This is a genomic window from Protofrankia sp. CiP1_Cm_nod1 (assembly GCF_920888515.1).
Classification (GTDB): Bacteria; Actinomycetota; Actinomycetes; order Frankiales; family Frankiaceae; genus Protofrankia.
This window is the reverse complement of record NZ_CAKKTM010000221.1, coordinates 1-11,433: the sequence shown is the minus strand read 5'-3', so window position 1 is coordinate 11,433 and position 11,433 is coordinate 1. Positions and strand designations below refer to the sequence as shown.

General features: G+C 68.4%; 12 protein-coding genes, 1 pseudogene and 1 riboswitch. Of the genes and pseudogenes, 6 read left to right on the top strand and 7 right to left on the bottom strand.

Going from position 1 to position 11,433, the window contains the following annotated elements; all coding sequences use genetic code 11:
• Both NBX02_RS10350 and NBX02_RS10345 read right to left on the bottom strand, forming a co-directional pair.
• Nucleotides 1-379 (bottom strand): annotated as a pseudogene (locus NBX02_RS10350) (hypothetical protein); the annotation flags it as partial.
• Between the two features lie 559 nt (nt 380-938).
• Nucleotides 939-2,084, bottom strand: a complete 1,146-nt coding sequence (locus NBX02_RS10345; RefSeq protein ID WP_250281026.1) for a HoxN/HupN/NixA family nickel/cobalt transporter — start codon at nt 2,082-2,084, stop codon at nt 939-941.
• 469 nt (nt 2,085-2,553) lie between these two features.
• Here NBX02_RS10345 and NBX02_RS10340 point away from each other — a divergent pair, with 469 nt between their 5' ends.
• Both NBX02_RS10340 and NBX02_RS10335 read left to right on the top strand, forming a co-directional pair.
• Nucleotides 2,554-2,850, top strand: coding sequence for a hypothetical protein (locus NBX02_RS10340; protein WP_250281028.1), 297 nt, complete (start codon nt 2,554-2,556; stop codon nt 2,848-2,850).
• 161 nt (nt 2,851-3,011) lie between these two features.
• A complete protein-coding gene (locus tag NBX02_RS10335) occupies nt 3,012-3,623 on the top strand; it encodes a superoxide dismutase (protein WP_250281030.1) in 612 nt (203 codons plus the stop codon).
• Between the two features lie 398 nt (nt 3,624-4,021).
• On the opposite strand, the gene NBX02_RS10330 is transcribed toward NBX02_RS10335, so the two are convergent.
• The gene (locus tag NBX02_RS10330; protein WP_250281032.1) at nt 4,022-4,450 is read right to left on the bottom strand and encodes an ArsR/SmtB family transcription factor; all 429 of its coding nucleotides are present in this window, start codon (nt 4,448-4,450) and stop codon (nt 4,022-4,024) included.
• Nucleotides 4,451-4,594: 144 nt separating this feature from the next.
• Nucleotides 4,595-4,781: riboswitch (cobalamin riboswitch) on the top strand.
• 158 nt (nt 4,782-4,939) lie between these two features.
• Between NBX02_RS10330 and NBX02_RS10325 the strand changes: the two genes are divergently transcribed.
• The 3 genes from NBX02_RS10325 to NBX02_RS10315 all read left to right on the top strand — a co-directional run bounded on the left by NBX02_RS10325 (nt 4,940) and on the right by NBX02_RS10315 (nt 6,498).
• A complete protein-coding gene (locus NBX02_RS10325; RefSeq protein ID WP_250281034.1) occupies nt 4,940-5,101 on the top strand; it encodes a DUF7676 family protein in 162 nt (53 codons plus the stop codon).
• Nucleotides 5,102-5,347: 246 nt separating this feature from the next.
• Complete coding sequence (locus NBX02_RS10320; RefSeq protein ID WP_250281037.1) at nt 5,348-5,872, top strand: hypothetical protein; 525 nt, start codon at nt 5,348-5,350, stop codon at nt 5,870-5,872.
• A gap of 2 nt (nt 5,873-5,874) precedes the next feature.
• On the top strand, nt 5,875-6,498 hold the full coding sequence (locus NBX02_RS10315; RefSeq protein ID WP_250281039.1) for a hypothetical protein: 624 nt from the start codon (nt 5,875-5,877) through the stop codon (nt 6,496-6,498).
• 343 nt (nt 6,499-6,841) lie between these two features.
• Here the strand turns inward: NBX02_RS10315 and NBX02_RS10310 are convergent, their stop codons facing one another.
• Genes NBX02_RS10310 through NBX02_RS10300 form a run of 3 tightly spaced genes read right to left on the bottom strand, consistent with a single transcriptional unit; the run spans nt 6,842 to nt 8,653 of the window.
• Nucleotides 6,842-7,243 carry a type II toxin-antitoxin system VapC family toxin gene (locus NBX02_RS10310; RefSeq protein ID WP_250291130.1) on the bottom strand — a complete coding sequence of 134 codons (402 nt, stop codon included), beginning with the start codon at nt 7,241-7,243 and terminating at the stop codon, nt 6,842-6,844.
• Nucleotides 7,231-7,479: an AbrB/MazE/SpoVT family DNA-binding domain-containing protein gene (locus NBX02_RS10305; protein ID WP_250281042.1), complete on the bottom strand. Its 249-nt coding sequence runs from the start codon at nt 7,477-7,479 to the stop codon at nt 7,231-7,233. The genes NBX02_RS10310 and NBX02_RS10305 overlap by 13 nt, the downstream gene beginning before the upstream one ends.
• A 37-nt stretch (nt 7,480-7,516) precedes the next feature.
• Nucleotides 7,517-8,653 carry a Fic family protein gene (locus NBX02_RS10300; RefSeq protein ID WP_445548354.1) on the bottom strand — a complete coding sequence of 379 codons (1,137 nt, stop codon included), beginning with the start codon at nt 8,651-8,653 and terminating at the stop codon, nt 7,517-7,519.
• A 361-nt stretch (nt 8,654-9,014) separates the two neighbouring features.
• Between NBX02_RS10300 and NBX02_RS10295 the strand changes: the two genes are divergently transcribed.
• Nucleotides 9,015-10,052, top strand: a complete 1,038-nt coding sequence (locus NBX02_RS10295) for an NAD-dependent epimerase/dehydratase family protein (RefSeq protein WP_250291125.1) — start codon at nt 9,015-9,017, stop codon at nt 10,050-10,052.
• A gap of 34 nt (nt 10,053-10,086) precedes the next feature.
• Here the strand turns inward: NBX02_RS10295 and NBX02_RS10290 are convergent.
• Nucleotides 10,087-11,433 (bottom strand): hypothetical protein (locus NBX02_RS10290; protein ID WP_250291124.1); only part of this gene is annotated, 1,347 nt, incomplete at its 5' end.

Genomic DNA, 11,433 nt, shown 5'->3' with positions numbered 1-11,433 from the left:
AGGAGGACTCGCGGACGATCAGGCCCTTCTCGTTGTAGATGTGGAAGGTGTGGCCCTGGGTGCCGAACGGCTTGTTCGCGACGTCCAGGCCGAGGAAGACCGCGGCGTGCTCGGGGCTCCACTCCCAGCGGAGCAGGCCCACCCGCTCGTTGCCGATGTAGGAGCGAATCCGGAAGTTGTGGATGCCAATGCCGTTCTCCGGGTCCTTGTTCGCGTACGGGGCGAAAAGGCGATGCAGATCCGGCTTGTTGTTGATGTTGTGCTGGTCGAGCATCACGTCCTCGAAGACGAAGTTCTCGTCGTCGTAGAGCTTGCAGACCGCCTCAGCGCTCTCCCGGAACGCTTTCAGCCATTTGATCCCGAAATTGTAGTGCGCCACGACTTCTCCTTGTCCTTGCGCGAGCCTTCACGAGCCGGAACAAAAACTCGGAACTTCGAAATATCGACCTTCTCGGGAGATACCGGCCCGCTCGGGGAGACGGGCCTTCCCGGGAAATGTTCAGCCCACCCGCGGGGCCGGACGACAACAGCCCACCACGGCGCCCGGCAGTGTCCGGCCGGCGCGTTCCGGGCGGGGCCGGTACGCGCCGGCCGGCCGCCGGAACGAACAGGGGTCCGCCAGCCGGGCCCGTCGCGTCACACCGACGACCACAAACGCCTCGACCACCAGGCCCTCCACGCCGTCCGCCCGCGGTATCCCGCACGTTCGCCCCGTATGGAACAGATCCTCGTTCGCCGAAATCATTCCTTACACAGCTGAGGACGATATTCCGGGGGAACGTGGCCCGCATCACCCTCTGGGATGAACTCCGTCCGGCTGTGGGATGACCCGCCCGCACCGTCCGCCCGCCCCGTCCACCCGCCGGCGGGCGTGTGCGCGGATGCGGACATGATCGACTACTGCCGGAACGGCGGCCGCGCCGGGCGCGCGGCCGAGGTCAGCTCGCGGGCTCGGCCTGTCGGGTGTGCTCGCGGCTGCTGGGGGACCACTTCTCCTCGATGCGCCCGTACTTCCACACCAGCAGCGCGGCCGCCCAGGTCAGGGCGAACAGGGCGACGACGAAGTAGCCGAGGATGTTGAGGTCCAGGCCGCTGACCCAGTCCCAGAAACCGCCGGTGAGGCTTGCCTTCTCGGCGAGGATGCCGAGAAGTTCCACGGTGCCGATGAGGAAGGCGACCGCGACCGACAGCCCGGTGATCATGATGTTGTAGTAGACCTTGCGGACGGGCCTGGAGAACGCCCAGCCGTAGGCGAAGTTCATGAACGACCCGTCGATGGTGTCCAGCAGGCTCATGCCCGCGGCGAACAGGACCGGCAGCACGAGGATGGCGTACCAGGGCAGCCCGGCCCCGGCCGCCCCGGCGGCCAGGAACAACAGCGCGACCTCGGTGGCGGTGTCGAAGCCGAGACCGAACAGGACACCCAGCGGGTACATCTGCCACGGCCTGGTGATCGCCCTGGTGACGCGGCCGAGCAGCCGGTTCATCAGGCCGCGGGAGTTCAGCTGCTCCTCGAGGGCGGCCTCGTCGTAGCGCCCGTGCCGCATGTCCCGGAACACCCCCAGGATCCCCAGCAGCACGCCGAGGTTGATCGCGGCGATGAGGTAGAGGAAGCCGCCGGAGACGGTGGTGCCGATCCAGCCGGTGACGGCGTGCAGGGTGGAGCCGTCGTCCTCGACCTGCCCGGCCAGCGAACGTATCCCGATGCCGAACAGGAACGCCAGCGCGAAGACGATCGTGGAGTGGCCGAGGGAGAAGAAGAACCCGACCGACAGCGGCCGCTGGCCGTCGGTCATCAGCTTGCGGGTGGTGTTGTCGATCGCGGCGATGTGGTCGGCGTCGAAGGCGTGGCGCAGCCCCAGGGTGTAGGCGGTGACCCCGAGGCCGATGCCGAACACCTGGCCGTCGGCGCCGAAGTGGTAGTGCCGCGGAGCGATGATCGCGATCAGGGCGAACCAGCCGGTCACGTGCAGCCCGATGATGACGCCGGCCATGCCGGCCACGCTCGCCCACTCCCGCGGGCCGAGTGCCTGGCGGATGCGGGTGAGCCGCGCCGCGCGCGGGGTGTCGACCTGAGCGGCCATGACGGAATCCTTCCCGGATGGACGGCCCCGGCAGCGCCGACGGGGTGGGTGCGCCTGCGGACGCTAACCATCTCCGCCACTTCCTGCAAGACACTTGCAGGAAGTAATAGATTGCAAACTGTCGCCCTCGCCCGGCCGCTCGCCACCGGCGCGACGCGCGGGAACGAAACCGAACGAAGCGAAGCCGAACGAAGCGGAGCGGGAAGAAGCGGAGCGTAGCGAGAGGCGGCCATGGGAGCGCCGGCACGGCCGCGAGAAGGAGACACACTCGGCGAGCAGGCCGGACCTCATCGCGTATAACAAATTACCACTAATAGTAATTATAGATAAACATATAGTTACATTTTTCGACTGTGGACGGCCTACAGTTACAGCCTTATTACAAGTACTTCACGATGGCGTTCGTGACGACGCCGGTGGACGCCGCGACAGGCATCGTTGTAGACGGCGCTGACGACAAGGAGTAGCGATGCGTGACATCGGGAGCGGCCCCGGGGGATGCCTGCCGGTGGCGATCGAGGTCATGACCGCCTACACCGACTCGGCCGACGACCCCGGCTTCTTCTGGGCCAGCGTCCAGCGGGTCATGGCCGACGGCGCCGAGCGCGCGGACCCCGCGGCGGCCGTGGCCGAACTCGTCCTCGGCCTGTCCACGCTGTGCGGCATCACCCTCGACCACCTGGCCGAACGCGCCGGCCCGGACAGTGGGCCGCGCGACGTGCTCGCCGCGATCCAACGGGCCTACGTCACCGAGCCGCCGCCCTGACCGCCGCCCTGACCGGCGGCCTGGCGCACGCGCGTCGCGGCCGGCCGAGCCCATCCGGTGCCACGCCCCGAGAGGCCGCGCCCCAAGAGCCAGGAACGGATCCGCCGTGTTCCGTCCTGTACCTGTCCCATTTCTCACCGTGATGAGAGGACTCCACGCCAGTGGCGACCTACGCACTGCCCGACCTGCCCTACGACTACGCCGCCCTCGAGCCGTCGATCAGCGGCGAGATCCTTCAGCTGCATCACGACAAACACCACGCCGCCTACGTCGCCGGTGCCAACACCACCCTCGACAAGCTCGCCGAGGCCCGCGACAAGGGCGACTTCGCCGCCATCGTCGGCCTGGAGAAGACGCTCGCGTTCAACGTCTCCGGCCACGTCCTGCACTCGCTCTACTGGCAGAACCTCTCCCCCGACGGCGGTGACAAGCCCGACGGCGCCCTCGCCGACGCCGTGGCCAACGACTTCGGCTCGTTCGACGCGTTCAAGGCCCAGCTCACCGCCGCCACCAGCACGATCCAGGGCTCCGGCTGGGGTGTGCTGTCCTACGAGCCCGTCGCCGACCGGCTCCTGATCGAGCAGGTCTACGACCACCAGGGCAACGTCGGCGTCGGCAGCACCCCGCTGCTGGTCTTCGACGCCTGGGAGCACGCCTTCTACCTGCAGTACAAGAACGTCAAGGCCGACTACGTCACCGCCCTGTGGAACATCGTCAACTGGGCCGACGTCGCGGCCCGCCACACCGCGGCCCGGCAGTCCCGCCAGGGCTGACCCGGGTCGTGGCCGGCCGGCTGGTGACCATCGCTGCCGGCCGGCAGCGTCCCGGGCCGCGGGCCACCGCAGGGGCCACCTCGTCGGTACCGCCGGGCGCCTGTCGCCACCGGTACCGGTGAGGCCGCGGAACCCGGGGAGGCCGAGGAGGCGGCCAGGGCCGCGAAAAACGCACCACCGCCAGGCCGCGTCGCTGTACCGCGACGCGGCCTTCGCGCGGTTCTGGTGCGCGCGCACGGTGCCGCTGTCCGGCAGCGCGGTGTCGGCCGTCCTGCTGCCGATACCCGTCTTCCAGATCAGCGGGTCCGCGGCGTGGACGACAATACGTCACCGGCGGACGATGAGCAGACCCCCGAAAAAATGACGTCTCACCTCGGCAGGCTCACCGCGACAGACACTCAGCCCGTCGCCGGCGCCGGCGGATGCGGTTTCTCCTCGGAGCTGTCCGGGTGCACGGTGCCGTTGTGCGCGAGAACGGGGGCGGGATGGACGCCGTCCAGCAGGTCGACAATGCTGTTGTCACTGAGGGTGTAGCAGATGACACGTCCGTCCCGGTGCGGGGAGACCACGGCGTGGTAACGGAGAATGCGTAACGCCTGCGAGACCGCTGTGTCGTTCATGCCCACTCCGGCCGCCGGGCCGGAGACGGAGATCGGGCCGGCATGACGGACCGCGATCATGATCGCGAGGCGCCCCGGGTCCGCGAGTATCGCGAACCGTGCCGCCCAGTGCTGGATGCGGCCCCGGTCCGCCACCGCGCCTGCGGCATCGCAGGCCCGGTCGCCGTCGATCACCTTGGCCGGCCGGGCCGGCGCGATGCGGTGCATGGATCGCATACTCCCATCGACGGCCGCCGCCCACGCCTCACCCCTGCGTGGGGCAGCCCCCGTGGAGCAGCCCCCTGCGCGGCCCTGCCGCATAGTTGGCCATCTGCTCAGATGTCAATCCTTGTAGGTGTCCGGCCCGGATGGGTAGCCTGATCCGGCCGTGGTGTTCGGGAAGCCGGTGGAGTACCGGCGCGGCCCTCGCCACTGTGATCGGGAAGTCTTCGGCCTCGTCCGCGGCGCAGCGGAGGTCACTGGGCGTCACACGCCTGGGAAGGCCGGCCGGAGGCGCGGACCCGTCAGCCAGGAGACCGGCCACGGCACCGGAAAGACCCATTCCACGAGGTGCTGGAGAGGCGGTCGGTGTACGTGGTGCCCGCACGTGCCGTCATGTGTGCTGCCGGAGCTTGTACTACCAGAATCTGTACCGTCAGGATTCCCGGCGGACCGCGGGCGCAGGGTCGATATCGTCGGCGGCGGTCAGATTTTCAGATGACCGTGCTGCTCCCCGGCCCCTTCCTCACCGACAGCCAGCAGATACGCGCCGTCCCCGACTTCAGTCGGCTGGCCGCCTGGGAGCACCTGCGCGCCACCTCCCTCGGGCTCCCGCCCGACCCGCTCGACCGCACCGGCGCCGGTTTCCGGCATGACTGACCGGCCCACCTTCTTCTCCCACGCCTGTCCGCCGCCTCACGCAAGGCCCATGAGCACCCGGGCATGATTCGGATCATCCTTGTCGGATCATCCTTGTCGACGGTGCGCCGGGAAGCCGAGGCCTCCCATCAGCCCATAGTTATCACGGAGAGTGTTTCCATAGGTGGAAAGAGTTATTTAGTTGACGAAACGTGATTCATTTAGGTTATCCTAACTTAATAGTTAAGCCTTCCTGAAGGAGGATGCGTGTCCCGGCGAACAGCCCTTCTCGCGCTGCCCGTCTCCCTGCCGCTCGGCCTCACCGCCTGCTCCGACGACTCGACGACCGGCGCCACGACGACATCCCCGGGACACCCGGCCAGCACCTCGACCGCCTCCACCGCGGCGCCGGAGGGCGTGGTCGAGGCCACCGAAAGCTGGTATGAGGGCAACGACGGGCAACAGGTGCTCCGCAGGCCCGCCGCCGGCGAGACACACCACATCGAGATCATCCCCATCGAGGCGGCCACCGGCCGGATCGTGCCGAACGCACCGGTCACACTCGCGGTCGTCGACGACAAGGGCACGGCCGTGGACGAGAAGACGCTCAACTTCTGCTACGCCGAGTGCTTCCACCACACGGACAACTTCACAATCCCGCGGGACGGCAGCTACACGCTGCGCGCGACAGTCGGGATACCGACCTTCTTCCAGCACGGTGAGGAAGGTCATACGCCAGCGTTGGCCAGCGGCGCGACTGCCACCTTCACCGACGTCACGCTCAAGCACTGATCATGACCGATGGTGGAGGGACAGCTCCCGATCAGCTCATTTCCCTGGCCGCGGACACGCGACCCGTCCCGGCTCTGATCATCACCCAGGCCTCCCCACCCAACGGCGGAGTTCTGCCACGGTGGGCCCGTTTCCTCGCGGCCGGGATGATCCTCATCATCGGGTGGGCGGCGGCCGTCTGGACCGCCACCCACGTCACCGCCGACCCGGTCCTGCACACCGCCGCCCTGTTCGTCCATCTCGCCTCACTCGTGGCAGGGTTCGGCGCGGTCCTCGCCATCGACTTCTTCGCGCTGTTGTGGCTGTCCGGCCGGCGCAGCTTCCCGGACATCATCCGGGTGGCGGACGGCCTGCATCTGCTGATCTGGGCCGGGCTGGCGGGGCTCGTGCTCAGCGGTGTCCTGCTGCATCCCGACCTGTCCACGCCGATAACACGGGTGAAGATCGGGCTGGTGCTCCTCATCGCGCTCAACGGCCTGCATATCCAGGCGGTCCAGCACCGTCTGGAACGGTCCGCCACCGTTGCGTCCCGGATGCTCCTGGCCCGATCGGTGATCAGTAACCTGCTGTCCCAGGCCGGATGGTGGGGCGCGATGGGCATCGGCTATCTCAACAGCCAGACCTGACCGGTCGTCACGATAACCCGGGCCACGGCGGCCCGGGCCCGGAACAGGTTTCGGAACAGGTTTCGGAACAGGTTTCGGGTGCCGCCTTCCACAGCGGGATCATGGCGGGGAAGCTGGACAGGGTGATCCTGGCGACGACGCCAAGCGGCTGGCGCAGCGAGTACACGTCGAGCGGGCCCGCGCCTTCGCCTATGTGTACTTCCTGAGATCCCGGGGCCTGCTCAACGGGCTGGCGTCCGGGACGAACTGGGTCTTCCTTGACCGGAACCGTCACCTTCGACGAGGACTTCTGACCGTGGAGGATGCCAGCGACCGACCCGCGCCCCTGGCGTCATCCCCGCGCCTACTGGACGACCTTGACCCGGCTGTCGAGGCCCTTCCAGCGCCTGTCACCGGTCAGGATGGTGTCAGCGTCGACGACGTCAGCGGTAGCGAGCACGAGCGCGTCCGGTAGTCGTAAGGACTGGTGCCGCGCCCGCCGGAGGGCGGCGGCGACCGCGACAGCCTCGTCCACGGGATACGGCGGCCCGAACGCGGCGGTGGTAAGCCGCCGGCGCGTGGCGACCTCCTCCTCGCTCCTGCGCGCGGCGCCCACGAGCAGCTCGGCCAGCACGGTTGCCGGCAGCAGGAAAACATCACCGGCGTCACGCCGACGGCGGGCCGCCTGGGCTGAACAGGCGTGCAGGGCGTCCTGCGGGTCGAACAACGCGAGGATCACGCTCGTGTCGAGGACTACCGCTCCCATTCGTTCCGCAGCATCTCAAGATCGGTCACGGCGGACAGCCCCGGGGCGGAACCGATCAGCTCCTCGAGGGGATCCCGAACAGCGGTGAGGACCAGCCTGCCGCGCCCGTCGGCAGTCACCCGAAGCTCGTCGCCGGGACCAAGGCCCGCGGCCCGAAGCACGTCGACAGGCAGTGTGACCTGGTGCTTGCGGGAGACCCTGGTGACACCGGGCCGCCGCTTTACTTCTGTCGCCATAAGTAAAGCTTACGTCCGACGAGCGGCGGCTTGCTTATCAGCTGGTGTAGGGATTCCTCAGGGTCATGGGTGTGCGGGCGACATCGAGTGCCGGCTGAGGGAAGCGGGGGCCTGCCGTGTAGTAGCGGGCCCGGGTCCGGCCGACCGGTTCCAGGACTCCGGCGGCGGTGAGGTCGCGCAGGTCGCGTTGCGCCTGCTGCAGGCTCAGCCCCTCGGCATGCTCGTAGCGTGAGCGGCGGACGCGGCCGGCCACGGCCACGTCGTGCAGGGCGGTGACCACCCGCTCGTCCAGACCGGTGCTCCCGGCGAATGCGAAGAGCGCGCCCCCTACCCGCCCGGAGCGGTCGAGCCGGCCCTGAACGCTCTGGGCCTGCTGGTGGTAGGCGGTCAGATTGAAGCGTATCCAGCTGGAGACGTCCTGGTCGGGAAGGTACGTCGGGCCCCGGTCGGCGAGTTCGCGGTAGTACTCCCAGGTGTTGCCGGGACGGCCGAGCCACGCCTCGATGGACGAGAACTCCGGGGCCAGGACACCCTCACGTGCGATCATGAGCGTCTGCAGCGAACGGGCCATCCGGCCGTTCCCGTCGGCCCAGGGATGGATGGACACCAGGTGCAGATGCGCCATCGCCGCTCGCACCAGCGGATGGGTGCCGCTGTCGGCGCCCAGCCAGTCGACGAGTTCCCGCATCAGCGCGGGGACGGCATCGGCGTCCGGGGCCGTGTAGGCCGCGATGCCGGGGTCGCGGGCGTCGGTGACGTGGACGGGGCCGCGGCGCCACTGCCCGGCCGGCCTGCGCGCGGTGTGACGGTGGCCCTGCAACATCCAGTGCAGAGCGTTGAGCAGGCTCTTGCTGTAGCTGAAGTCCGCGGCATCGTGGAGCGTCTGGATGTACGTCATCATCCGCTGATAAGCGAGGGTCTCCTCACGGTTCTCGTCGGAGACCTCGACGTCTCGCTCGCCGTCCATCAGATCCTGGACGTCGACCGTGGATACCCTGAAGCCCTCGATGGAGTTCGAGGCCGCGACGGCATCGGCGGTCAGGAACTTCCGGAGCCCCTCGGTCCACTTCGACGGCGTGGTCCGGATCTGGTGCCGCAGCGCCTCCCGCATACCGTCGATCTCACCGAGCACCTGATCGTCGGCAGGGCGGAGGGCCGGGGTGGGGTACAGCACGCATCGACGATAGATTGACGCAGTCATCACGTCAAACCGAATGATCCAGCTTCGGAAGGGCGACCCTGTGAGGGTTCCAGGACTCGGCCACCGGCGTTGGGCCGGGCTTTCAAGCGGCTCGTTCGTATTCGTCGAACAGGCCCCCGAGGACAGGTCGGCGCTTGATCCGTTCCGCGGTGACGTCGGCGGTCGGGCGGTCGAGCCAAGGCGGGCGAAGATCACAGTCACGGTGGGGCCGTCATCCGTGTCCTGGCCCACACATTCGGCCAGGACAGCCCTACATGTATGCCGTCGGTGCCAATCCTGACTGTAGGGCGATTCGTCCTGGCCTGTAGGGGCTTGTGTGCGGCAGCATCGGAGGGTGCGTGTTCTTCTGCTTGGTGGCACGTGGTTCCTCGGCAAGGCGGTGGCGGCCGACGCACTCGCACGAGGCTGGGCGGTGACCACGTTCACCAGAGGGCATTCCGGTCTTCCGCCGGCGGGGGCGGTTGCCGTGACCGGGGACAGGACGAGCGGGCGTGACCTGGCCGCGCTCGCCGAGCACGGCCGGTGGGATGCCGTGATCGACACGTCCGCGTCCGAGCTGGCGCCGCGGGATGTCCTGGCCGGGGCGAGACTCCTGGAGCCGCTGGCCGGCACCTATGTCTACGTGTCCACGGTGAATGTCTACCGGGGGTGGCCGAACGAGCCGTTGGACGATCATTCTGAGCTGCTCGAGGCTCCGGCCGATGCGGATGCCGACTTCGGCCGGCTGCCCCCGGGCTGGACGGGGCCGGACTGGTACTACGGCCGGCAGAAGGCCGGCGCGGAGAGAGCGGTCCGGCATGCCTTCGGGGATGACCGTTCTGTGATTCTGCGTCCTGGCGTCATCCTGGGGCCGGGCGAGTACGTCGGGAGGCTGCCGTGGTGGCTGGCTCGGGCCGCTCGCGGTGGCACCATCCTGGGGCCCGGGACGCCGGACCGCCGGATTCAGCCGGTGGACGTGCGCGACGTCGCGTCTTTTGCGCTTGACCGGGCCGCCGCTGCCGAGGATGGCAGCTTCAACATCACCGCACTTGGCGACGAGACCTTCGGTGATCTTCTGAACGCCTGTCTCGAGGTGACGGGTGGTCGTGGCGTCGTCGAATGGGTGCCCGACCGGATCCTGCTGGACGCTGGGGTGAAGCAGTGGACGGAGCTGCCGCTGTGGCGGACGAGCGCGGGCGTGTGGGCGGTGGACTCGTCAGCGGCGCGGGCTGCCGGGTTGTCGACACGGCCGATCCGCGAGACCGTTCTCGATACATGGAAGTGGATGGAGTCGGGCGGGCGGCCGGTGGCGCACCCACGCTGGGATGAGCACGGGATCAGCCCGGATGTCGAGGCCGGCCTGCTCACGACCGCACGGCTGGCTTCGACGTAGACCGGGCACGCCTCGGGCGGGTGAGCTGGCGCGATCAGCTCTCCTGCTGGGGCAGCCCAAGGTGTGTCGCCTGCGGCTGGCCGGGTGCCCTGGCGGTCCAGTCCTCGATGGCGTCGCCATAATCGCGTAGAGGCTGTGCTTGGCCCAGGGCGGGCACCAGGAGTCTTTGGCGGATGCTGTTCACGCGCTGCACAATCCCTGTGCCTCGCCACGCGGCCGGCAGCGAAAGCACGGCGTCAAGCGCCTCGGCCACGCCGTCCATCTCCCCGAGCAGAAGACGGGCATGGGCGAGATCGGCATGCGCCTGCGCAATGGACATCGCGGGGCGCTGGTCGCTGGGCAGCGCCCCGTAACTGTCAAGGGCGGCCTGCGCGTTCGCCGCCGCAGCCGAGGCGTCGTTCAGAAGAAGGGAAGTCGAGGCGTTGCTCATGAGCATGCGTTCCACGCTCATGCCGAACTCGCCGCCGATGTCGTGCAGGTCATCCCGTGCCGATGGATCTGTCAGACGCTCGGCATGCGTCATCGCGGCGCGAGCCGATGCCGCGTCACCCAGATGCCCCCAGGCGCGGCCGGCGATGACGGCGATGCGTCGCCTTCCCACCGTGCCGACTCCCTGGGCCTGGGCGGCTGCCTGCGCATGGCGCACGGCCTCCGCCGGGCGATCTTGCCAGTAGGAGATGTAGGCGAGAACGCCGTACGCATAGGCTTGAAGCGGACCGAACTCGATCGTCTGCCCGTAGAGGAACGCCGTCCGGGCGAACTGCGCGGCGGACCGCAGCAAGAACAGATCGAAACACGCGGCGCCGCAGAGCGCCGCAGCCTCGCCTGCAAGGAGATACAGCCGAGCTTGCTGACGAGGAGACCGCGTCCGGTCGAGGTGCCGCTGGGAGACCTCCAGGAGAAGGCGGGCCTGTTGGTAGGCATCAGGAAGCGCGAGGGCGCCGTAGCCTGCAGCCAGATGCCTTATGTCGTCTTCGACCTGGTCAATGGTCATCTCCGGCAAGGTGCTTGCCGCTGCTTCGGAGGCATGCCCCGCGGCCTCTCGTGCCGTCATTTCAATGTCGCTTTCGGTCAGTGCTGGCGCAGCCGCCTGGTGAACCTTGTCGGGCTCCGGGCTGGCGAGAAGCTGGATCACCGGCAGGCCGAACATGCGTTCCAGAACGGCCGGGGCCGGATGGGCTGGCAGCCGTCTCAGGCCACCGCTGGTCCAGCGACGCAGGGTCGGTTCCGCCAGCGTCGCGTTACGGAATACGCGGTCGCCCGTCTCTTCGTATAGCAGCGCCGAGACCCGAGCATATTCTCGTTCGAAGAGCGAATACGTCATCGCGCGTTCGACCAGAAGGGCATGCAGCACGGTACGGGATGGCCCGGGGGCCATGGG